Below are 20,476 nucleotides of genomic sequence, written 5' to 3'. Positions count from 1 at the left end.
TGCGCTTTGCCCACCCTACGGCACCGAGGTCGCTGCCCTACTCGCGGCGGCCCTGCACCCACTGTTCCAGCATTTGCAGGCACATGGCGCGATCGTCGTCGGAGGCCTTGGCGAAGGCGCGGTTGTAGCTTTCCTTGATCCAGGTCTCATCGGCGCCTGCGCTGTCACGCGCCAGGGTCAGCCACATCAGGCCGCGCGCAGCCTGCCGCGGCAGGCGGTCGCCGTTGAACAGCATCTGGCCGAGCAGCGCCTGGGCCTCGTGCTGGCCCTTCTGGGCGGCAAGGCCGAGCCAGCGCGCGCCGTAGCGGAAATCCTCGCGCGAAGCGTCCGGCGTCTTCAGGTAGAGCCGGGCGAGATCGTACTGGGCATCCGCATTGCCGAAATAGGAGGCCGCGTAGGAGAACATCTCACGCGCCCGGTCCTGGTCCGGCTTGACCTTGGAGTTCGGGATGCCGCTCAGATAGTAGCGGCCGAGCGCGACGAAGGCATTGGCCACGACCTGCGCCTGCGGCGCCGACGGGCTGTCCTCGGCATGCGCATTGGCGATCCGGCTGAAATATTCGAAGGCGCGGACATCGTCCTGGGCCACGCCGTCGCCATTGGCGTACATGCGGCCGAGCTTCCACTGCGCGATGGGATGACCGCCCTCGGCAGCATATTGCAGTGCGCTGAGGCTGGTCTCCTGAGGCGCGGTCACCGGCGCCGGCACCTTGCTGCGCACGGCGGGCGCGGCACCCGGCAAGGTGGTCACGACCGGGATGGTGGCGTCCTTGTTGACCGGCGCGCCATCAAAGGCGAGCGCGGGCGCGGCCAGCGCACCGGCCCCCAACACAAACGCAACAATGGCACGCCTAGATGTCCGCATAGCACTGTTTCTCGTGCGCGCCGCCCGGATGGGTTACTGCCCCTCCGACTGCTGGTCCAACCTGCTGAGCATACTTCCAGAGCGCACCCGACGTGTGGTTAGTCGCGCGAGCGCTCCATTTGGTCTTGCGCTGAGCGAGCTCAGCGTCACTCAATTTTACGTTAAGGGTACCGACGTCCGCATCGATCTCGATGATGTCGCCGTCCTCGAGCAGCCCGATCGGGCCGCCGACCGCCGCCTCCGGGCCGACATGGCCGATGCAGAAGCCGCGGGTGGCGCCGGAGAAGCGGCCGTCGGTGATGAGCGCGATCTTGCCGCCCATGCCCTGGCCGGTCAGCGCCGCGGTGGTCTGGAGCATTTCCCGCATGCCGGGACCGCCCTTGGGCCCCTCGTAGCGGATCACGATGACTTCGCCTTCGCGATAGGTGCGCTTCTGGACCGCCTCGAAAGCATCCTCCTCACGGTCGAAGCACCTGGCCGGACCGGTAAACTTGAGGTTAGACATTCCCGCGACTTTCACGATCGCACCTTCTGGCGCCAAATTCCCCTTCAGACCGACCACACCGCCTGTCACGGTGATGGGCTTGTCTGCCGGGTGCACCACGTCCTGGTGCGGATTCCATTTCACGCTTTTGAGGTTTTCGGCGATCGTTCGACCGGTGACCGTAATGCAGTCGCCGTGGAGAAATCCGTTGTCGAGCAGCGTCTTCATCAGAAGCGGTATGCCACCTACTTCAAACATGTCTTTGGCGACATAACGACCACCCGGCTTCAAATCCGCGACATAAGGTGTCTTTTTGAAGATTTCGGCGACGTCGAATAAGTCAAACTTAATGCCGGCCTCGTGCGCGATCGCCGGCAGGTGCAGTGCAGCATTGGTCGAGCCGCCGGACGCGGCGACCACGGCAGCGGCATTCTCCAGCGCCTTGCGGGTGACGATGTCGCGCGGCCGGAGGTTCTCGGCGATCAGGTCCATCACTTTCTCGCCTGCGGTCATGCAGAAGGCGTCGCGGATCTCGTAGGGCGCCGGGGCACCGGCCGAGTAAGGCAGCGCGAGGCCAATAGCTTCCGAGACGGTCGCCATGGTGTTGGCGGTGAACTGCGCGCCGCAGGCGCCCGCCGAGGGGCACGCCACGCGCTCGATCTCGTCGAGGTCCTCGTCCGACATGGCGCCGACCGAGTGCTTGCCGACCGCCTCGAACATGTCCTGCACGGTGACCTGCTGCCCGCGGAAATTGCCGGGCAGGATCGAGCCGCCGTAGATGAAGATCGAGGGCACGTTGAGACGGACCATCGCCATCATCATGCCCGGCAGCGACTTGTCGCAGCCGGCGAGACCGACGAGGGCGTCATAGGCATGGCCGCGCACGGTCAGCTCGACCGAGTCGGCGATGCATTCGCGCGACGGCAGCGAGGAGCGCATGCCGTCATGGCCCATGGCGATGCCGTCGGTGACGGTGATGGTGCAGAATTCGCGGGGCGTGCCGCCGCCCGACGCGACGCCCTTCTTCACCGCCTGCGCCTGGCGCATCAGGGCGATGTTGCAGGGAGCGGCCTCGTTCCAGCAGGAGGCGACGCCGACGAAAGGCTGGTGGATCTGCTCGGTGGTCAGACCCATGGCGTAGAAGTAGGACCGGTGCGGCGCGCGCGCAGGGCCTTCCGTCACGTGACGGCTTGGCAGCCTCTGCTTGATGTTGGCCTTCGCGTCCATTGCAAACCAGTTTCCCCGGCTAACCCTTTCAGACCCGAAAAATCAGAGCCAAGATTTGAATCGACCAAGATTCGAATCGACCCTTGGATTTCCCGTCGCCTTGTTCGGACCGCCGCTGTCTCTCAAACTTTAGAGCGATTTTATTCATGTTCAGGTGTGGCCAAAAAGCGGCGCTGATGCGAACCGGCAGTGACGAGAGTTAAATCCGCCGTGAGTGTTGCGTGGACAGCACAATCGTTACCGGGAAGACACGGGTTGGCTTACCTTGATACCGTAGCGAAAATGACAATCCACAACTTGAGATTTTATGACACGAGCAGCGCGCCCGGCTTCGGCGCAATGACCGCGTATCCGCATTTGAGTCGACCCCTCACCGTTAGTGCCGTGGAGCGGGCAAAGGCGCAAAGTGCCGTGCCCACCACCGCTCCACCCTACGATGCTGGATCGCTTCGCTGCGCTCGCCATGACGGGGTACAGCATCTGAGGTAGAGCGCAGCGAAACCCATCGACTCTCGTCGGCGCCGAAGCATGATGGGTTTCGCTCCGCTCTACCCATCCTGCGGCCTCGCAGACACCTTTCCGGCCTCGCCGGCTTAAATCCGAATTTCGGTAAAGTGGAATAATTCTACAAAGATCGATTGACAGCCTCGCAGGTGTTTTGCCCGTCGGGCAACACGTCTCGATACGACAAGATCACCGTCCCGAGCGAACCAGGACTATTTCCTGTGCATGTGTCCGGACTGCGCTTCGAATCTCGCGACCGGCCGATCAAGTTGCCAGAGCTCCACATCGTGGCTGTCAACGAGTTTGGCGGCGCGAGAGATCGCCGATTCATCGTCGGTGCAGTCCATTTGAACCACCCCGATCGGTACGCTGTGGCGTCCCACCACAAATGCGCGATATGCCGGCATCCTGATCTCCGAAAAAGAATTGCAGCTCCACGTCAGAACATGACGCCGGGCAAATCTGAATTCGATGAGGATCGGAGCGCCGGTTTGTAGGGGCGGCATAGTGGCCGCACCGGTCCTATGCGGACCCTATACAATCGGGACCGCGCTCATCTCGAAATCATATCGCGACCAGCAACATATCGAGCCGGTCACGCCTGTCCGCGTGACGCATCGCAGGGAATGCGAACCGCGCGTGGCGTGGCGAGCCGCCACGATCCATCCCGCAAGCTTCGGCCTGCCCTGCCTGGCAACAACAACCGAACCGGTGAACTCATGTCTACCTCAGAGGTCAGCGACAGGATCATTGAACCGATGATCGCGCTCGCAGGCTGCTCACCCCGGCAGCGCATTGTCGTGGTCGGCGCGAAGAGCATGGAATTGATGATGGATCTGCAAAGGCGCGGATATTTTCTGGCTGCCTCGGCCGGCAATTGCGGCCTCCCGGCCGCCCAGTACGACGCAGCTCTCGTGGATTGGCGACGACGCCCGCTCAGCGCGCTCGATGCGGCGATGGATTGGCTCGACGGCTTCCTCGGGCCCCGTGCCGTGCTGGTGATCTGGCTCGACGCGCAGAAAGCGCAAGCGAAGGACAACCTTCGCGCCGCGGTGGCGAAGCGTGGCTTCGTCGTCCTGCAGGGCGCCGAACATCCGTGCGGCAGTGCCCTGCTCGCGCGACGATCGCAAGCCTATCCGATGCAAAAGGCGGCATAGGCACGCTGCCGATCATGGCGAGACCGGAGCAGCCGCGCGGCTTGATCCTGCCGCTCCCCGATCCGCTCTCCCTGATCCATCTCGTGGAGACCTCTCCCATGTTGAAGTCGAGGATACGGCGCGCCGTCATACGCGAGTGGATGGCACGTGCGCCCGAGCAGCGGCGATCGCTCCAGCAGGCCCTCGCTTTCGCAAGAGACGCGAGCGCGAGGCACAGGCTGCCACGCAGCCGCCAGTCGCCATGCGGCGTGATCATGCAATGGTTGAAGCCGCGCACGGGACGCGGCTAGCCGAAGCCGCGGGCGGGCTGATGGGCGCGCTCACGATCTTCGGCCTGCTGTCGGTCAGCGCGTTGCTGCCGTTTCAAGCGCTCGAACAGCGGAGTCAGCAAATCGCGGGTCGGCTTGCCGCTCAGCCCCGCCCCCGCGGGCGCTGGGCCAGGGCCCAGGCGGCGGTCACGTCGCGTGGCGGAACTTCGATGCGCTTGATCGGGGTCAGTTCGCCGGACGCGGAGACGATGGCGGTCTCCTCGCTGCGGCAGCGCGGACACACGAAACGGACCTCGTGCGGGGTCGCCGACCAACTCGAACGTTTCAGGTTCGCCGCCATCGGCCAGGCGTCACAGTGCGAGCACGACACCAGGAACCGACCGGGATCGAGCATACCCATTCCATAGGACTCCGCGTCCTGCCGCCCCTTCAATGATTAACCCATGTGAATCGTTCCGGTGGCTGGGCACCGTCGGCCCTCGGCGAGCCGCCCCCGGCCCGCGGCTCAGTGCGCGCCCTTGAGGGTGCAGGAAGTGGTGCAGGTCACGGTGTTGCCGTGGTCGCACGCCTTGCAGGCGGCAACGCACTGGTTCATGTCGCGGGGATTGAAGGAGCTGTAGGTCCGCATCGGGCACGCCGGCGTCGAGCCGGTGATGTCCTGCTCCTGATTGCAGGCCGCCGTCATCAGCGCGAAGATGATCACCGCAAGAAGGCGCATGCGATTGCCCCAGGAGCGATCGGCAAAGGACGTCATCAGGGAACGCTGTATCGCAACGGCTCCCGGCATTCCCGCTGCGAGCCATCGCGAACCGCGACGCTCACATCCGGCAAGGATGCGTGCCAAACCTTAAGAACGGATTGCCGCCCCACGTCAGGCCGCGGCCCTGGTCGCGATCGCCCGCCGCGTGTCCAGCGCCAGCTGGCGATACTGTTCCGAGAGTTTCAGATAGAACTCGCGCTTGGCGCTGTCGGTGGCGAGCTTGGTGATGAGCTCGCATTCGGCGGTGAGCGTCTCGAACCGTTCCAGCCTGTCCTGAAGTTCTGTCATCGGCGTGTCCCCATCAAACGCCTTAGGGACAGCAAACCTAAGCCCGGGAAATAGGTCACGGCGAACATCGTTATGAAGTAGAATCAATTATTCCGGCGCGCCGCTATTTCTGCTCCAAACGCCAGGCGCCGTCCCATCCCTCGTCGGGCGGATCGGTCTCGAACTGTGCGATGCGACCGAGCAGCGTGCGCGAAGGACCGTCGCCGGGGACGGCTTCGAGCGCCGCGTTGAGGGCGGCACGCGCCTCGTCGAAACGGCGGGCACGGTAGGCGGCAAGGCCTTCGGCATAATGCGCGCGCAGGCTCGCTTGCGTGCCGGTGAGCGCGCCGGAGCGTGCCATCACCTCGAAGATCGGTTGCGGGATGGTCTGGCCCACGACCGCGAGCCGGTCGATCTCGCGCAGCTCGAGCTGCGTGCCGATCGCCTCCGCGGTCGCCTGCGCGATCAGGATGCGGGTACCGTACGTCTTGTTGACGGCCTCGAGCCGCGAGGCGAGGTTCACCGCGTCGCCCATCACGGTGAAGCTCATCATCAGCTCGGAGCCGATGCTGCCGGTCAGGACCTCGCCGGTGGCGATGCCGATCCGCAGATCGCACGGCGCGGGCATGGCGCGGATGCCGAGCAGGTCAGGCAATTGCCGTTGGAGCGCCGGCACCTGCTCGGCCATGTCGATGGCGGCAAGGCCCGCGAGCAGCGCGGGCTCGTCCTCGTCGATGAAGGGCGGGCCCCAATAGGCCATCACGGCATCGCCGATATATTTGTCGATGACGCCGCGATTGCTCCTGATCGGACCGGACATCACGGTGAAATAGTGGTTCATCACCTTGACAAGGCCGCGCGGGGTCATGCCCTCGCTCATCGAGGTGAAGCCGCTCATGTCGCAGAACATGATGGTCATGACCCGGCGCTGGCCGTCGATGGCGACCTCCGGGCGGTCGATCAGCCCCTGCACCACCTTGGGGTCGATGTAGCGGCCGAAGGTCTCGCGGATGCGCTCGTTGTGGCGGAGCTGCTCGACCATGCGGTTGAAGGCGGCAGCGAGCTCGCCGATCTCGTCCTTTGTCGAGACCGTGATGGGCTTGTCGAAGCGCCCGGCCTCGACCTCGCGGGTGCCGGCGAGCAGCAGGCGCACCGGCCGCGTGATGCCGCTCGAGACCAGCATCGCGAAGACAAAGCCGACGATCGCTGCGAGCAAGGTCACGATGCCCGAGATGATGATCGCCTGATGCTGCCGGCCGATCACCGTCGACGTCGAGGCAAAGACCTGCTTGAGCATGTCGCCACGAATGCCGTCGATCCTCTGATTGAACTGGTCGCGCAGGACGTCGAGACGCTCCAGCGTGCCGCGCGCCTCCGGCATCTGCTTGGCATCGATCTGCTTGAGGAGCCTTGCATGCTCCTCGTTCATGCCACGACGCAATTCGGAGACAGCGGTTTCGATGTGGGCGTCGATCCGCGCCAGCGCGGCATTGTCCGAGGGCGTTCTGGTATCGTCGATGATCGCGTTGATGTGGCTGCGCGCGTCCGAGGTCTCCTGCTCGATCCTGCGGTCGGCTTCCTCGAACTCCTTCAGCCGCGCCGCGTAGGCCTCCTCGTCCGGAGCCTCCTGCATCTTCATCATGACCATGCGGCGCAGCGCCACCGACCGCTCCAGCGAGCGGATATTGGCGCGCGCCAGATCGCCATAGGCGGGGATGTAGCGGTTGGTCAGCTCGTCCAGGAGGACGCCGACCTGGCTCGACATCACCATCGACAGGATCGAGGTGACCAGCATCAGGACGATCAATCCGAGGGCGATGCCGACGATCTTGCGCCGGATCGACTGGTTGAAAAGCGGCATGAGCGATTGGGACAAAGTGCTGAGAGGACGGATGGAACCCAATATACCGGATTTGGCGGCGGGAACACGCGCAATCCGGCTCTTCATGGCGCCGCCAGCAGCCGCAACCGTCGCGCGAGCCTTATTCGTTAACAAAGATTAAAGATACTGCCTTTTCCGCCGTTTCGGAAGTTCCCGTCTGCATCCGTATTTTGCCGCATTGTTGCGTGAGCGTGAGGAATGCGAGACGATGTCGTGACATCGTTTTGGTGTCGTCGTTGATTCTCAAGCCGCATGTCGTCGCGGACCTTGGTTTGTAGTGGTTTCGCAGGGGGACCATCCAATGAACCAGTGCCTACGCTCGCTCGCGTGTGTCGTTGCCGTGGCCGCGATGGCCTTCTTTCCCACTGAACTGGCGGCGAAGAGCAGTCACAAATCATCCGCGCCGAAGAAGACGCATGAGGCGAAAGCCGGCAAGCAGCGCCACGCCGCGGCCAAATCGCGGCACGGCAAGCATGCCGAGGCCAAGCGCAAATCGAAGAAGCAGGATGACGAACCCGCGGACAAGCCGGCTCCGCCGCCGCTGACCGGCGATCTCGCCGCGCTGAAGGACGCGATCGACCTCGCCCGCAAGGGCAAGAGCGACGATGCGACCGCCGCGCGCGACCGCATCGCGGATCCCGCCGGACAAAAGCTCGCCGACTGGTTCATGCTGCGTCATTCCGAGAGCACCGCACCTTTCAAGCGCTACGCCGGCTTCCTCGCCGCCAATCCGGACTGGCCGAGCAGCGCGCTGCTGCGCCGCCGCGCCGAAGCGCGGCTGTGGCAGGAGAAGAGCGACGCGGCGACCGTGCACAAATTCACGATGGACCGGCCGACCAGCGCCAAGGGCAAGTTTGCGCTGGCCCGCGTGCTGCTGAGCGAAGGCGATGCCGACCGGGCCGCTCGTCTGGTACGTGAGGCCTGGCGCAGTGAGGAGTTGTCCGAACGCAGCGAGGAGGATTCCTACGAGGCGTTCCGCGATCTCCTCGCCGCCGAGGATCACCGCGCGCGCATGGACAAGCGCCTCGGTGCCAAGGACTATGGCGCTGCGCGGCGCGCGGCAAAACGGCTCGGCGAGGACGCGCTCGCGATCGTCAAGGCCTGCGCCGCCGTCACGGGCAAGGCCAACAAGGCCAAGGACTATCTCGACGACGTGCCGGCCGATGCGCGCGCCGATCTCGGCTATGTGCTGTGCCGCGCGCAGTGGCACCTCCAGAAGGACCGGATCGACGACGCGGCCGAGGTGATCCTCGCCGCCGCGCCCGGCATGATGGCGGCGCAAGACACGGATGCCTGGTGGCGCGAGCGGCGCCTGCTGGCGCGCAAGCTGCTCGACCAGGGCAAATTCAAGACGGCCTACGACGTGGTGCGCTCCGCGGCGGTGCCCGAGAAGGAAGTCTACCGCATCGACTATCACTTCATGTGCGGCTGGATCGCGCTGCGCTATCTCGACGATCCCAGGACCGCGATGGTGCACTTCGCCGCCATCGACGAGGGCTCGGTCAATCCGATCGCGCTGTCGCGCGCGCATTACTGGCGCGGCCGTGCCGCCGAGGCCATGGGCGCAACCGCCGACGCGCGCATGAGCTACCAGGCCGCGGCACGTTATCCGACCGCCTATTACGGCCAGCTCGCGCGTGCCAGGCTCGGCATCGACCGCATCGAGCTGCGGGCGCCCTCGCCCGTGCTGGCCTCCGCCGACACGCCGCCAGCCGACGAGCGCGTGCGCGCCGCCGACATGCTCTACGGCATCGGCGAGCGCGACATGGTGTTCTACTACGCCGAGGATTTCGCCAAGGAGAGCACCGACGTCGCGGTCCTCGAAGCGCTCGGCGAGCTCGCCGGCCGGCGCAACGACGCGCGGGTGATGCTGGAGGTCGGCAAGTCGGCGCTGGCGCGCGGGCTCGCGCTCGACCATTACGCCTTCCCGACCATCGGTATCCCCGAGCACAAGCAGCTCGCGCCCGCGATCGAGACCAGCGTGATCTATTCGGTGGCGCGCACCGAGAGCTCGTTCGACCAGCGCGACAAGTCGCCCGCCAACGCGGTCGGCCTGATGCAGGTGACGCCGGAAGCCGGACGCGACACCGCAAAGCGCTTCGGCCTGACCTATGACTGGGACCGGATGGTCTCCGACCCCGTCTACAACACGCAGATGGGCGCCGCCGAGCTCAGCGCGCTGTTGTCGGAATATCGCGGCAACCAGATCATGACGTTCGCCGGCTACAATGCCGGCCGCGGCCGGGTGCGCGAATGGGTGCAGGCGCGTGGCGATCCCAGGGATCCCAATGTCGATCCAGTCGACTGGGTCGAACGCATCCCGCTGTCGGAGACGCGCAATTACGTCCAGCGCGTGATGGAGAACGTGCTGGTGTACCGCGCCCGGCTCGAGGATGGCGGCGTGGTCGCCAGCAAGAGCGATCAGCACGTGGTGACGCAGCAGGCCGGCGCAACCGCGCCCGTGGCGGCCGCAGCAACCGCTCCCTAGTCGGCGCCGCCGGGGCTGGACACGGCGCTCGCAAGGCTGCGTTGCTGCGGCTTCCACGCGAGTGCGGTCGCGCGGCTAGGTATCACCTCCTTCCGTCGTGATCAGGTCGCGGCCGTCCAGGTATGCGCCGGTCAAGGCTCTCGCGAAGGTCCAGGTCTGTATCGTGCAGCTCCAGCACGAGATGGCACTCAGGACCGCCAACGTCTCGATCATGCTTCGGGCAGCGGCCTCGACGTTTCCGGCGGCCGGCTCTGTGCGCCCAGGCAGCGGCCATTGCATCAAGAACGTCGTGAATTCGCCGCGCCGATAGCAATCGTAGTCACAGTAGCGCTGCTGTGTCCGCACATGCCGGACATAGCCGGACCGGATCGACCGCGAACATGTGCTGCACGTGGCCGCGCACAACGGGGGCTCGTGATTGACCAGCACGAATTTCATGAAGCCGCCCTCACGCGATCTTTCGCCAGGGCCTCGCAGAACAACGCGTAGCACTGATGGTCGCAATAACACAGACCGGTCGCGATCTCGCGGAGATAGCTGTCGCTGACCGGCTCGGAGCACTGCATGCACCCGATCCGCCGGAACGGGGTCCGGTCGTTCACCAGCACGAAGGCGAATTTCATGTGGCACCTCCCAAGGCGAAGCAGTAGACGCTGTCCAACGGAGACAATGCGGGCGGTGGAGCGCAAAGATGGTTTCGGCCGTCCGGATTGTCCCTGTGTCGCTCCACTTTTTGCGGCGGGACGAGGATGTACCTCCCGTCCTCCCTGCGTCGTGCAAAGATCTTGCCGTCGACGTACTTGATCTCGGTCGGATAGCAGTCGGCGCTGTTGCAGCAGCTCAGGCTCGGATTGTCCGGCATGTGCCAGGTCGAATAGAATTTTTCGTGCAGCTCCTGGTCCTGGGGCGGGTGCTGGCGATGAGCGGCACCGTGTCCCGTCTCCTGCGCCTCGATCGTCGCGCTGGAGCAGAGGAGAACCACCGGCCACAAGAGCTTGCATGAGCGGCTCAACATACGGGCTCCCGGATCAGAGAACGATGTCAGCTCTCCAATTCAGCCTCACGCGAACTGAGCCCGAAACAGCCACCGGCGGTCGCGCTCGCGGCGGGTGCGGAAGCGATCCACACATGTCTTCGAGCAGAGCGCGGTGCGCCACGAGTAGTGGCGGATCAGACCAAACTTGCCGCCGCACACCGCGCAGCCATTGACTGAAGAGCAACGTTCGGACTGGGATAGGCCACGCTCAGGAAGTACGGATGCATCGCACATTGCTGTCTCCCTCTGTTGCTTGCGGTTGCCCGTCGAGAAGTGCGGCGGCCTCGTCCGTGATCGCTGCCCGACGGAGAGACGTTCTCGTACGCTCGCTGCGATCGGCTGGTCGACACTCCCGATTGGTCGTGAGGATAGTCCGCCGGGCACGAAGCGCTCAATTGTACGGAGGTAAATGCCCGACATGACTTGGATTGGAGGAGCTATACCTAGGTTTGTCCGTATTCGCCCGGGGGCGCCCGCGCTCATTCATGTTCAACGAGACGGCGCATGATGCTCCGGCTGCACGGGCACGGTGAAATCTCAGTCGGCATGGCGCACGTAACGCGCTGCGATGGCCAGTGCGGCGAGCGGTCGATTCAAGGGCGAACGCCATGACCCCAATCCGACTTTGGCCGGAATTGCTCCTCTCGCGGCAACGTGCTCTACTTGTTATCACGCAGATAGATTGCCGGGAGCGTCTGCGATGAAGCCTCGCCGGGCCGTGTCGTTCGGGAAGTCAGCCGCGCAATTCCTCGCCGGCTGCGTCAAGCAGACTGTAACCGCCAAGCCGCACACCGATCCCGATGGCGGCTTGCTCGAAGCGGTCAAGCAGTGGCAGCAAGTGTTCGAGCACAATCCGGTCATGTATTTCATGGTCGATCCGGCCGGAACCGTGATCAACGTGAATACGTTCGGCGCCGCGCAACTGGGCTATACGGCCGCGGAGTTGATCGGCCGATCAGTGCTGGATGTCTTCTTCGAGGAGGATCGCGACTTCGTCCGCGCATGTGTCGCGCTGTGCCTCGAGACGGTCGACCAGTCCCACACCTGGGAAATCCGGAAGGTGCGCAAGGACCGGTCGGTGCTCTGGGTGCGCGAGAACGCCAAGACCATGCAGCGGGCCGATGGCGGGCCAATCGTGCTGGTGGCCTGCGAGAACATCACCGAGCGCAAGGAAGCGGAGAATGCGCTGCGACAGAGCGAGGCCTATCTCGCCCAGGCGCAGGAATTGAGCCACACTGGCAGTTTCGGCTGGAGGGCTGCAACCGGCGAGATCAGCTGGTCCAAGGAGACCTATCGCATCTTCGAATGCGATGAGGGGAGCAAGCCACGGATCCCGGTCATGCTCGAGCGGATCCATCCGGAGGACCGGCTTGCAGTGCAACGCATGACGGGCCGGGCTGCGCGCGAGGGAAAAGACTACGATCACGAATACCGGCTCGTGATGGCCGATGGTTCCATCAAGTACGTCCGCGCGGTGGCCCGGGCCACGCGCGATTCCGGCGGCCAGGTGGAGTTCGTGGGATCGGTGAGCGACATCACGGCAACCAAGGAGGCCGAGCGCAGGCTTCGTGAGAGCGAGCAGCGCTTTCGCGACTATGCCGAAACCGCGTCCGATTGGTTCTGGGAGACAGGGCCAGACCATCGCGTCACCTTGATCTCGGAGCACTCCGATACCATCACCGCGCCAGCAGGCCTGATCGGGCTCACCCGCTGGGACATCGCTCCGGACGCGGATCTCGAACCCGAAAAATGGCGAGAACATCGGGCCGCGCTCGACGCCCACGTTCCATTCCGCGACCTCGTGTATCGCAGCAAGGACCGCAGCGGGCAGCCGATCTACGTCCGGACCAGCGGCAAGCCGTTCTTCGACGCCGACGGGAGCTTTCTGGGCTACCGTGGCGTCTGTACCGACGTGACCGCGGCGATCCGCGCCGATCAGGCCGAAGAGGCGCTGCGCAAGGCCCAGGCCGAGCTTGCCCATGTGACGCGCGTCACGACGCTGGGTGAGCTGACCGCTTCCATTTCCCATGAAATCAATCAGCCGCTCGCCGCAGTGATCGCAAACGCCGACGCCTGCCTCACCTGGCTGAAGCGCAGTCCGCCCGATTTCAACGCGGCCCGCCGCTCCGTGGAGTGGATCATCGAGGACGGCACGCGCGCCAGCGATGTGATCCGCCACGTGCGGGCGCTCGCCAAGCGGTCCGACATCGAGATGGCTCCGCTCGACGCAAACGCGGTCGTGCGCGAGGCGGTCGCGCTCGTTCAGCGCGAGATGGCCAGCCACGCCGTGTCGGTACGGATGGAGCTGTCGTCCGCGCTGCCCAAGATCTTTGGCGATCGGATCCAATTGCAACAGGTCCTCATCAACCTGATCATGAACGGCATCGAAGCGATGGAATGCGTTGATGATCGTCCGCGCGAGCTGGACATCCGCTCAGCGGCGTGTGACGACGAGGCGGTGCTGGTGAGCGTCGCCGACTGCGGCGTCGGCATCTGTGAACAGGCGATGGACCGCCTGTTCACGCCATTCTTCACGACGAAGTCCTCCGGCATGGGCATGGGGCTGTCGATCTGCCGGTCCATCATCGAGGCCCATGGCGGACGACTTTCCGGCGCATCGAACCAGGACCGCGGCGCGACTTTTCAGATCACCCTGCCCCGCCATCGAGAGGAAACGTCGTGACCGAGCGCGCGGAGCCTTCGCCGTCGCAGGAGGACGGCGACCAGCCGGTCGTCTTCATCGTCGACGACGACGCGTCCATGCGTCGTGCGCTCACCAATCTTTTCGAGTCGGTCGGCCTCAAGGTCGAAGCCTTCGGCTCGGCAGCGCAACTGCTTCAGGCCAGGCCGCCGGAAGTCCCCAGTTGCCTGGTGCTCGACATCCGCCTGCCCGGAGCCAGCGGCCTGGACCTGCAGTCCGATCTCGCCAAGGCAAACATCCAAACGCCCATCATCTTCATCACCGGTCATGGTGACATTCCCATGACAGTTCGGGCCATGAAGAGTGGCGCCATCGACTTCCTGACCAAGCCGGTTCGCGACCAGGACATCCTCGACGCAGTCCAGGCCGCGATCGAGCGAGATCGCAAGCGCCGCGACCTCAACAAGACGGTCTCGACCGTCAAGTCACGCTTCGAGTCACTGTCCTCGCGGGAGCGAGACGTATTGTCGCTGGTGACGTCCGGCCTGATGAACAAGCAAGTGGCCGCCCAGCTCGGATTGGCGGAAATCACCGTCAAGATCTATCGCGGCCAGATCATGCGGAAAATGGGCGCGAAGTCGCTGGCCGATCTGGTGAGAATGAGCGAGGCACTCGGAATTCGACCCAGCAAGCCCGACATACAAACCTAAGTATGAGTTTCCAATGGTGACTGGCAGGTCCACCCTGCGCGCTCATGTGTAGCCGTGGCGACGGCAAGCGCGTAACCTCGGGCTAGGAGTGGACGTCTTGTCGGTGCCTCCGGTCATTTCGGTGCTTGACGATGACCCTTATGTGCGGGCCGCGATCAACAATCTCCTGGAATCCCGCGGATACACCGTCCATACATTCGCCTCCGCCGATGAGTTTCTGAGGTCGACAGATTCGACTGACGCCTCGTGCGTGATCGCCGACGTGCAGATGCCGTTCATGACCGGCATCGATCTGCTGACGCAGATGCGTGCTCAGGGTTCGGCGACGCCGTTCATCTTCATCACGGCTTTTCCGGATGAGAGCGTGCGCGTGCGCGCGCTCAAAGCCGGGGCGGTCTGTTTTCTCGGTAAGCCGTTTGCCCCCACGGACATGATGCAATGCCTGGACCGGGCGTTGGCGGCAGGCGGCGAAACCAGGGGGTGATTGTCGGCCAGCAAACGCGACGGTCCGCCTCAATCCACCTTGATGTTCGCCGCCTTGATGATCGGCCACCATTTGGCGATCTCGGCCTTCTGGCGATTGCCCAAGGCTTCGGGGGTGAGCTGATCCTTTGGCGTCATCTCCAGGCCCTGGCTTTCGAGCTGCTTCTTCACCGCGGGATCGTTCAGCGCTTCGACGGCAGCCGCATTGAGCTTGGTGACGATCTCCTTGGGCGTCCCCTTCGGCACCCACATGCCCGACCACAGCGTCATGTTGAAGCCTTTCAGCCCCGCCTCCTCCGCAGTCGGAATATCGGGCGCCGAGGCCAAACGCTTGTCGTCGGTGATGGCGTAGGCGCGGATGGTGCCCGCGCGGACCTGGTTGATGGAGTTCGAGGTCTGGTCGACGATGACGTCGATCTGGCCGGCGATGAGATCGTTCAGCGCGGGCGCGGTGCCGCGATACGGCACGTATTGCAGCTTGATGCCGGACACGCTCTCGAAATAGACGCCGGCGATGTGGCTGCCGGAGCCCGCACCGGCCGTGCCTGCGGTCGGCGGTGACGGTCGCGACTTCAGCCACCCCAGCAGCTCCTTCAGCGAGGTCGCTGGCACCGCGTTCTTGCTGACCACGATCATCGGATTGCTGGGCAGGAGCACCACGGGCTCGAGATCGGCGACGAGATCGTATTTGAGCTTGTAGACGGCCCCGTTGGCGACGTGAGTGCCGAGATGACCGAAGGAGATGGTGTAACCATCAGGCGGCGATTGCACGGCGCGCCCGACGCCGATCGAACCGCCCGCACCTGTGACGTTCTCGATCACCAGCGGCTGGCCGAGCGTCACGCGCATGCGCTCGGCGAGCACGCGCGCCATCGCATCCGACGGACCGCCGGCCGCAAAGGGCACGATGATGGTGATGGGATGCGAGGGATAGTCGTCGGCGCGCGCGGCGCCAGTGAGAGCGAGAATACCGATCAGCCCGGCCCAGATGGCCTTCTTCATTGTGTTCTCCCCAGCGATGTCGTTGTTGTTTTTCTTCACCTCGCCCCGCTTGCGGGGAGAGGTCGAATTCGTGCGCAGCGCGAATTCGGGTGAGGGGGTACAGGTCTCACGAATATCTCATTCGCGGAGAGAGGCCCCTCACCCCAGCCCTCTCCCCGTAAGAACGGGGAGAGGGAGAGATTTCTAGAACTGCGAGTAGTCGATCGGCTTGTGGCGATCGAGCGTTCGGGTGACCGGCGGCAGCGGGTATTTCAGGCCGCTCGCGCAGTTGAACAGCATCACCCGGTCACCCTTCGAGACGCGGCCGTCGGCAAGGCTGTCCTTGTAGGCGGCGTAGGTGACAGCACCTTCGGGGCAGAGCAACAGCCCCTCCTCGCGCGCGACCTCGTTGAGCGCCGCAGAGATCTTGTCGTCGTCGACCGCGATGGCAAAGCCCTTGCTCTCGCGCACCGCACGCAGAATGAGAAAATCGCCGATCGCCTGCGGCACGCGGATGCCTGACGCGATGGTGTGGGCGTCCTCCCAGCGCGTCGCATGCTCGGTACCGGCCTCGTAAGCGCGCACCATCGGCGCGCAGCCCGAGGCCTGCACCGCGACCATGCGCGGACGCTTGCTTCCGATGAAGCCGATCTTCTCGAGCTCGTCGAACGCCTTCCACATGCCGATCAGGCCGGTGCCGCCGCCGGTCGGATAGAAGATCACATCGGGCACGTCCCAGCCGAGCTGCTCGGCGAGCTCGAGGCCCATCGTCTTCTTGCCTTCGATACGGTACGGCTCCTTCAGCGTCGAAGTGTCGAACCAGCCGACCTTGGCCTTGCCCTCGCCGACGATCTTGCCGCAATCGTCGATATAGCCGTTGACGCGGTAGACGGTCGCGCCCTGCAGCTCGATCTCGCTGACGTTCACCTCCGGCGTATCGGCCGGGCAGAAGATCGTGGTCTTGATGCCGCAGCTCGTCGCATAGGCAGCGAGCGCCGCGCCGGCATTGCCGTTGGTTGGCATCGCCATGTGCTTGATGCCGAGCGCCTTGCCCATCGACACCGCCATGACGAGGCCGCGGGCCTTGAACGAGCCGGTCGGCAGGCGCCCCTCGTCCTTCACGATGATCTCGCCGCCGCCGAGCTTCTTGCCGAGCTTCGGCAGCCGGATCAGCGGCGTCGTGACTTCACCGAGCGAGACGATGTCCTTGCATTTGCGCACCGGCAGCAGCTCGCGATAGCGCCACATGTCGGCCGGACGCTGCGCGAGGGTATCCTTGGTCAGCGCCTTCTTCACGCCGGCGAGGTCGTAGCGCACCAGCAGCGGCTTGCCGGCCTTGGAGAGGTTATGGACCTGGTCGGCGGCGTAATGATCGCCCTCCATCGCGCATTCGAGATGGGTGACGAAGGTCGGCCGTTCGATGGTGAGGTTGTCGTTGTCGTGCATGGGTTCATTCCCTTTTGTTGTTGTGTTGTTTCATTCTCTATTCGATCCCGTCACCCTGAGGTGCCGGAGCGAAGCGGAGGCCTCGAAGGGCGGCGGGCCCGACTGCTGCATCTCGGCCGTGCATCCTTCGAGGCTCGTTGCGCGAGCACCTCAGGATGACGGGTCCAATTGCGGCGCGCTCGCCCGTCAAATATTCAGCACCCGTCCGTACGCATCCAGCACGGCTTCCTTCATCATCTCCGACAGCGTCGGATGCGGGAACACCGTGTGCATCAGCTCTTCTTCCGTGGTCTCCAGGTTCATGGCGACGACGTAGCCCTGGATCAGCTCGGTCACTTCGGCGCCAACCATGTGGGCGCCGAGCAGCTGGCCGGTCTTCTTGTCGAAGATCACCTTGACGAGGCCCTGGTCCTCGCCGAGCGCGATCGCCTTGCCGTTGCCGACGAAGGGGAAACGGCCGACGCGGATCTCGCGGCCGCTCTCTTTGGCCTTGGCCTCCGTGAGACCGACCGAGGCAACTTGCGGGTGGCAGTAGGTGCAGCCCGGGATCATGTTCTTGTCCATGGGATGCGGATGCAGGCCCTTGATCGCCTCGACGCAGATCACACCCTCATGCTCGGCCTTGTGCGCAAGCATCGGGGGGCCCGCAACGTCGCCGATGGCGTAGATGCCGGGCACGTTGGTCTTGCCGTAGCCGTCGATCACGATGCAGCCGCGATCGGTCTTCACGCCGAGCTTTTCGAGGCCGAGATTCTCGATATTGCCGACAACGCCCACCGCCGAGATGACGCGCTCGAACTCGGTCGTGACAGGCTTGCCCTTCCCGTCATCGATGGTGGCAACGACGCTGTCGGCCTTCTTCTCCAGCTTCGTGACCTTGGTCGAGGACATGATCTTGATGCCCTGCTTCTCCAGCCGCTTGCGCGCAAGGCCCGCGATCTCGGCGTCCTCGACGGGGAGGATCTGCGGCAGCACCTCGACGACGGTAACGTCGGAGCCCATGGTGTGGAAGAACGAGGCGAACTCGATGCCGATCGCGCCGGAGCCGACCACCAGCAGCGATTTCGGCATCTTCTCCGGCACCATTGCTTCAAAGTAGGTCCAGACCAGCTTCTTGTCGGGCTCGAGCCCTGGCAGCACGCGCGGCCGCGCACCGGTCGCGACGATGATGTGCTTGGCCTGATAAGTCCCCTCGCCCAGCGAGCCCTTGGGGCCCTCGACATCGGACTTCTTCACGGTGACCTTGCCGGGCGCGTCGATCGAGGCGGCGCCCCAGATCACGCTGACCTTGTTCTTCTTCATCAGGAAGCCGACGCCGTCGTTCAGCCGCTTCGAGACGCCGCGCGAACGCTGCACCACCGCCTTCGGGTCGAACGAGACGTTGTCCGCCGACAGGCCGTAATCCTTGGCATGCTGCATGTAGTGATAGATCTCGGCCGAACGCAGCAGCGCTTTCGTCGGGATGCAGCCCCAGTTCAGGCAGATGCCGCCGAGATAGGATTTTTCGACGATCGCGGTCTTGAAGCCGAGCTGCGCGGCGCGGATCGCGGTGACGTAGCCGCCGGGACCGGAGCCGATGATGATGATGTCGAAAGACGTGTCGGCCATGGCGGCTCCCATTCAACTCAAGCGGTCGTTGCGCCGCGGGCGCGGCGTTTGAAGACGAAGGTTCTGATCAGCCATTCCAAGAGAATGACTGCCGCCATGATGGCGAAGATGGTGAGCGCGATCGGCCCCCAGATGTTGCGCGACAGCGCTTCACCGGCAAAGAAGGCGGCCTCAATGATCTCGCGGCCGAACGGGCTGAGCGTGAGGATCAGCGAAACCAGCATCGAGATCCAGGGCCAGCGCGTCGTCATGCGCCATCTCAGACCATCATCATGACGGGATTTTCAATCAGCTGCTTGAACGCGCCGATCAGCTCGGCGCCGAGCGCGCCGTCGATGGCGCGGTGATCGCAGGACAAGGTCACGCTCATCATGTGCGCGATCTCGATCTTGCCGCCGCGCACGACGGGACGCTCCTCGCTGGTGCCGACCGCGAGGATCGTGGCATGCGGCGGGTTGATCACGGCGGTGAAGTGGCTGATGCCGTACATGCCGAGGTTGGAGACCGCCGTGGTGCCGCCCTGATACTCCTCGGGCTTCAGCTTGCGCGAGCGGGCGCGCGCGGCGAAATCCTTCATCTCGTTGGAGATGGTCGAGAGCGTCTTGGTCTCGGCCTTGCGGATGATCGGCGTGATCAGGCCGCCGGGCATCGCGACCGCGACGCCGACGTCGGAATGGTGATGCTTGACCATGCCGCTTTCGGTCCAGCTCACATTGCAGTTCGGGATCTTCTGCAGCGCCACCGCCATCGCCTTGATGACGAAGTCGTTGACCGAGATCTTGTAGAGCGGCTTCTTCTCCTTGTCCTTTGGCGCAGCGGCGTTGATCTCCTCGCGCGCGGCGAGCAGCTTGCCGATGTCGCAGTCGATGGTGAGATAGAAGTGCGGAACGTTCTGGATCGATGCGGTCAGACGCTGCGCAATCGTGCGGCGCATGCCGTCGTGCGGGACGATGTCGTAGGAGCCCGGCTCGAACAGCGACAGGATCTGCTTGTCCGACATGGTCGGCGCGATCGAGGGCGCGCCTGACGGCGCCGCGGCAGGTGCCTTGAGGCCCTTGCCGGACTTGGCCTGCTCGACGTCGCGCGCCACCACGCGGCCGTGCGGGCCGGTGCCGGTGACCATGCCGACATCGATGCCGGCCTCCTTGGCGAGACGGCGCGCCAGCGGCGAGGAGAACACGCGGCCGCCATGGCCGTTGGCTTGCGCGGCGGGCGCAGCAGCTTGCGGCGCAGGTGCGGCAGCAGGCGGCGGCGCAGCCTTGGGCGCGGCGGGCGCTGGCGCGGGAGCCGCAGCAGCCGCGGGAGCCTCAGCGGCTTTCGGCGGCGCGGCTGAGGCGCTCGGCTTGGCGGCGCCGGCCGCCTTCACATCCTCGCCCTCGCCGGCGAGCACCGCGATCACGTCATTGACGGGCACGTCCTGCGTCCCTTCGGGCACCAGGATCTTGGCGATCGTGCCCTCGTCGATGGCCTCGACCTCCATGGTCGCCTTGTCGGTCTCGATCTCGGCGATGACGTCGCCGGATTTGACCTTGTCGCCTTCCTTCTTCAGCCACTTGGCGAGGTTGCCCTTCTCCATCGTCGGCGAGAGAGCGGGCATCAGGATGTTGATGGGCATGCTGACCTCACGAAGAACTTCTCAAAACGTCGTCCCCGAGAGCGAGGACGAAC

The 20,476-nt window shown here is 64.5% G+C and carries 21 protein-coding genes; 5 read left to right on the top strand and 16 right to left on the bottom strand.

Features of this window, described 5'->3' with window-relative positions:
* Window positions 1-37: 37 nt before the first annotated feature.
* From BRAGE_RS0114105 to BRAGE_RS48570, 3 genes are all read right to left on the bottom strand, one after another.
* Window positions 38-865, bottom strand: coding sequence for a tetratricopeptide repeat protein (locus BRAGE_RS0114105; protein WP_027559343.1), 828 nt, complete (start codon window positions 863-865; stop codon window positions 38-40).
* Window positions 852-2,576 carry a dihydroxy-acid dehydratase gene (gene ilvD, locus BRAGE_RS0114100; protein WP_027559344.1) on the bottom strand — a complete coding sequence of 575 codons (1,725 nt, stop codon included), beginning with the start codon at window positions 2,574-2,576 and terminating at the stop codon, window positions 852-854. The genes BRAGE_RS0114105 and ilvD overlap by 14 nt, the downstream gene beginning before the upstream one ends.
* A 716-nt stretch (window positions 2,577-3,292) precedes the next feature.
* The gene (locus tag BRAGE_RS48570; protein WP_027559345.1) at window positions 3,293-3,487 is read right to left on the bottom strand and encodes a hypothetical protein; all 195 of its coding nucleotides are present in this window, start codon (window positions 3,485-3,487) and stop codon (window positions 3,293-3,295) included.
* A gap of 351 nt (window positions 3,488-3,838) precedes the next feature.
* Between BRAGE_RS48570 and BRAGE_RS0114090 the strand changes: the two genes are divergently transcribed.
* Window positions 3,839-4,237 (top strand): hypothetical protein, encoded by a 399-nt coding sequence (locus BRAGE_RS0114090; RefSeq protein ID WP_027559346.1) that lies wholly within the window; start codon window positions 3,839-3,841, stop codon window positions 4,235-4,237.
* A gap of 411 nt (window positions 4,238-4,648) precedes the next feature.
* Here BRAGE_RS0114090 and BRAGE_RS52750 read toward each other — a convergent pair whose 3' ends face one another.
* The 4 genes from BRAGE_RS52750 to BRAGE_RS0114065 form a co-directional block, all read right to left on the bottom strand.
* The gene (locus BRAGE_RS52750) at window positions 4,649-4,906 is read right to left on the bottom strand and encodes a hypothetical protein (RefSeq protein ID WP_084334326.1); all 258 of its coding nucleotides are present in this window, start codon (window positions 4,904-4,906) and stop codon (window positions 4,649-4,651) included.
* Window positions 4,907-5,011: 105 nt separating this feature from the next.
* Window positions 5,012-5,224: a hypothetical protein gene (locus tag BRAGE_RS0114075; protein ID WP_027559349.1), complete on the bottom strand. Its 213-nt coding sequence runs from the start codon at window positions 5,222-5,224 to the stop codon at window positions 5,012-5,014.
* Between the two features lie 153 nt (window positions 5,225-5,377).
* Window positions 5,378-5,554 carry a hypothetical protein gene (locus tag BRAGE_RS55825; protein WP_167336499.1) on the bottom strand — a complete coding sequence of 59 codons (177 nt, stop codon included), beginning with the start codon at window positions 5,552-5,554 and terminating at the stop codon, window positions 5,378-5,380.
* Between the two features lie 103 nt (window positions 5,555-5,657).
* Entirely contained in the window at window positions 5,658-7,394 is a 1,737-nt protein-coding gene (locus BRAGE_RS0114065) for an adenylate/guanylate cyclase domain-containing protein (protein WP_027559350.1), read from the bottom strand.
* A 322-nt stretch (window positions 7,395-7,716) separates the two neighbouring features.
* On the opposite strand from BRAGE_RS0114065, the gene BRAGE_RS0114060 reads away from it, so the two are divergent.
* Window positions 7,717-9,903, top strand: coding sequence for a lytic transglycosylase domain-containing protein (locus tag BRAGE_RS0114060; RefSeq protein ID WP_027559351.1), 2,187 nt, complete (start codon window positions 7,717-7,719; stop codon window positions 9,901-9,903).
* 75 nt (window positions 9,904-9,978) lie between these two features.
* Here BRAGE_RS0114060 and BRAGE_RS48565 read toward each other — a convergent pair whose 3' ends face one another.
* The 4 genes from BRAGE_RS48565 to BRAGE_RS56410 are packed head-to-tail and all read right to left on the bottom strand — an operon-like array spanning window position 9,979 to window position 11,173.
* A complete protein-coding gene (locus BRAGE_RS48565) occupies window positions 9,979-10,341 on the bottom strand; it encodes a hypothetical protein (RefSeq protein WP_051377871.1) in 363 nt (120 codons plus the stop codon).
* Window positions 10,338-10,526, bottom strand: a complete 189-nt coding sequence (locus BRAGE_RS48560; RefSeq protein WP_035729695.1) for a hypothetical protein — start codon at window positions 10,524-10,526, stop codon at window positions 10,338-10,340. The genes BRAGE_RS48565 and BRAGE_RS48560 overlap by 4 nt, the downstream gene beginning before the upstream one ends.
* Complete coding sequence (locus tag BRAGE_RS0114045; RefSeq protein WP_231164035.1) at window positions 10,523-10,918, bottom strand: hypothetical protein; 396 nt, start codon at window positions 10,916-10,918, stop codon at window positions 10,523-10,525. Before BRAGE_RS0114045 ends, BRAGE_RS48560 begins: the two co-directional genes overlap by 4 nt.
* A 45-nt stretch (window positions 10,919-10,963) precedes the next feature.
* Complete coding sequence (locus tag BRAGE_RS56410; RefSeq protein ID WP_141263037.1) at window positions 10,964-11,173, bottom strand: hypothetical protein; 210 nt, start codon at window positions 11,171-11,173, stop codon at window positions 10,964-10,966.
* A gap of 466 nt (window positions 11,174-11,639) precedes the next feature.
* On the opposite strand from BRAGE_RS56410, the gene BRAGE_RS0114040 reads away from it, so the two are divergent.
* From BRAGE_RS0114040 to BRAGE_RS0114030, 3 genes are all read left to right on the top strand, one after another.
* Window positions 11,640-13,622 (top strand): PAS domain S-box protein, encoded by a 1,983-nt coding sequence (locus BRAGE_RS0114040; RefSeq protein WP_035729692.1) that lies wholly within the window; start codon window positions 11,640-11,642, stop codon window positions 13,620-13,622.
* On the top strand, window positions 13,619-14,290 hold the full coding sequence (locus BRAGE_RS0114035) for a response regulator transcription factor (protein WP_027559354.1): 672 nt from the start codon (window positions 13,619-13,621) through the stop codon (window positions 14,288-14,290). The genes BRAGE_RS0114040 and BRAGE_RS0114035 overlap by 4 nt, the downstream gene beginning before the upstream one ends.
* Before the next feature lie 97 nt (window positions 14,291-14,387).
* Window positions 14,388-14,774 (top strand): response regulator transcription factor, encoded by a 387-nt coding sequence (locus tag BRAGE_RS0114030; protein ID WP_027559355.1) that lies wholly within the window; start codon window positions 14,388-14,390, stop codon window positions 14,772-14,774.
* A gap of 29 nt (window positions 14,775-14,803) precedes the next feature.
* On the opposite strand, the gene BRAGE_RS0114025 is transcribed toward BRAGE_RS0114030, so the two are convergent.
* The 5 genes from BRAGE_RS0114025 to BRAGE_RS0114005 all read right to left on the bottom strand — a co-directional run bounded on the left by BRAGE_RS0114025 (window position 14,804) and on the right by BRAGE_RS0114005 (window position 20,423).
* Window positions 14,804-15,775 carry a tripartite tricarboxylate transporter substrate binding protein BugD gene (locus BRAGE_RS0114025; protein ID WP_027559356.1) on the bottom strand — a complete coding sequence of 324 codons (972 nt, stop codon included), beginning with the start codon at window positions 15,773-15,775 and terminating at the stop codon, window positions 14,804-14,806.
* 183 nt (window positions 15,776-15,958) lie between these two features.
* Window positions 15,959-17,200 carry a threonine synthase gene (locus tag BRAGE_RS0114020; protein ID WP_027559357.1) on the bottom strand — a complete coding sequence of 414 codons (1,242 nt, stop codon included), beginning with the start codon at window positions 17,198-17,200 and terminating at the stop codon, window positions 15,959-15,961.
* 186 nt (window positions 17,201-17,386) lie between these two features.
* The gene (lpdA, locus tag BRAGE_RS0114015; RefSeq protein WP_027559358.1) at window positions 17,387-18,808 is read right to left on the bottom strand and encodes a dihydrolipoyl dehydrogenase; all 1,422 of its coding nucleotides are present in this window, start codon (window positions 18,806-18,808) and stop codon (window positions 17,387-17,389) included.
* 17 nt (window positions 18,809-18,825) lie between these two features.
* Window positions 18,826-19,059 carry a hypothetical protein gene (locus BRAGE_RS0114010; protein WP_027559359.1) on the bottom strand — a complete coding sequence of 78 codons (234 nt, stop codon included), beginning with the start codon at window positions 19,057-19,059 and terminating at the stop codon, window positions 18,826-18,828.
* Between the two features lie 8 nt (window positions 19,060-19,067).
* Window positions 19,068-20,423: a pyruvate dehydrogenase complex dihydrolipoamide acetyltransferase gene (locus tag BRAGE_RS0114005; protein ID WP_027559360.1), complete on the bottom strand. Its 1,356-nt coding sequence runs from the start codon at window positions 20,421-20,423 to the stop codon at window positions 19,068-19,070.
* Window positions 20,424-20,476: the final 53 nt, after the last annotated feature.

The sequence above is a fragment of the Bradyrhizobium genosp. SA-4 str. CB756 genome, assembly GCF_000473125.1.
In the GTDB taxonomy this organism is placed as follows: Bacteria; Pseudomonadota; Alphaproteobacteria; order Rhizobiales; family Xanthobacteraceae; genus Bradyrhizobium; species Bradyrhizobium arachidis.
Note: the sequence above shows the minus strand (reverse complement) of the source record. Positions and strands in the feature narration are given on the sequence as shown.

Coding starts and splice junctions, on each gene's coding strand:
- lpdA (WP_027559358.1), bottom strand. CDS start 18,808: ATGGCCGACACGTCTTTCGACATCATCATCATCGGCTCCGGTCCCGGC.
- BRAGE_RS48565 (WP_051377871.1), bottom strand. CDS start 10,341: ATGAAATTCGTGCTGGTCAATCACGAGCCCCCGTTGTGCGCGGCCACG.
- BRAGE_RS0114105 (WP_027559343.1), bottom strand. CDS start 865: ATGCGGACATCTAGGCGTGCCATTGTTGCGTTTGTGTTGGGGGCCGGT.
- BRAGE_RS0114065 (WP_027559350.1), bottom strand. CDS start 7,394: ATGCCGCTTTTCAACCAGTCGATCCGGCGCAAGATCGTCGGCATCGCC.
- BRAGE_RS0114005 (WP_027559360.1), bottom strand. CDS start 20,423: ATGCCCATCAACATCCTGATGCCCGCTCTCTCGCCGACGATGGAGAAG.
- BRAGE_RS48560 (WP_035729695.1), bottom strand. CDS start 10,526: ATGAAATTCGCCTTCGTGCTGGTGAACGACCGGACCCCGTTCCGGCGG.
- BRAGE_RS0114010 (WP_027559359.1), bottom strand. CDS start 19,059: ATGACGACGCGCTGGCCCTGGATCTCGATGCTGGTTTCGCTGATCCTC.
- BRAGE_RS0114060 (WP_027559351.1), top strand. CDS start 7,717: ATGAACCAGTGCCTACGCTCGCTCGCGTGTGTCGTTGCCGTGGCCGCG.
- BRAGE_RS0114020 (WP_027559357.1), bottom strand. CDS start 17,200: ATGCACGACAACGACAACCTCACCATCGAACGGCCGACCTTCGTCACC.
- BRAGE_RS56410 (WP_141263037.1), bottom strand. CDS start 11,173: ATGTGCGATGCATCCGTACTTCCTGAGCGTGGCCTATCCCAGTCCGAA.
- BRAGE_RS0114090 (WP_027559346.1), top strand. CDS start 3,839: ATGATCGCGCTCGCAGGCTGCTCACCCCGGCAGCGCATTGTCGTGGTC.
- BRAGE_RS55825 (WP_167336499.1), bottom strand. CDS start 5,554: ATGACAGAACTTCAGGACAGGCTGGAACGGTTCGAGACGCTCACCGCC.
- BRAGE_RS0114040 (WP_035729692.1), top strand. CDS start 11,640: ATGAAGCCTCGCCGGGCCGTGTCGTTCGGGAAGTCAGCCGCGCAATTC.
- BRAGE_RS52750 (WP_084334326.1), bottom strand. CDS start 4,906: ATGGGTATGCTCGATCCCGGTCGGTTCCTGGTGTCGTGCTCGCACTGT.
- ilvD (WP_027559344.1), bottom strand. CDS start 2,576: ATGGACGCGAAGGCCAACATCAAGCAGAGGCTGCCAAGCCGTCACGTG.
- BRAGE_RS0114075 (WP_027559349.1), bottom strand. CDS start 5,224: ATGCGCCTTCTTGCGGTGATCATCTTCGCGCTGATGACGGCGGCCTGC.
- BRAGE_RS0114025 (WP_027559356.1), bottom strand. CDS start 15,775: ATGAAGAAGGCCATCTGGGCCGGGCTGATCGGTATTCTCGCTCTCACT.
- BRAGE_RS48570 (WP_027559345.1), bottom strand. CDS start 3,487: ATGCCGGCATATCGCGCATTTGTGGTGGGACGCCACAGCGTACCGATC.
- BRAGE_RS0114045 (WP_231164035.1), bottom strand. CDS start 10,918: ATGTTGAGCCGCTCATGCAAGCTCTTGTGGCCGGTGGTTCTCCTCTGC.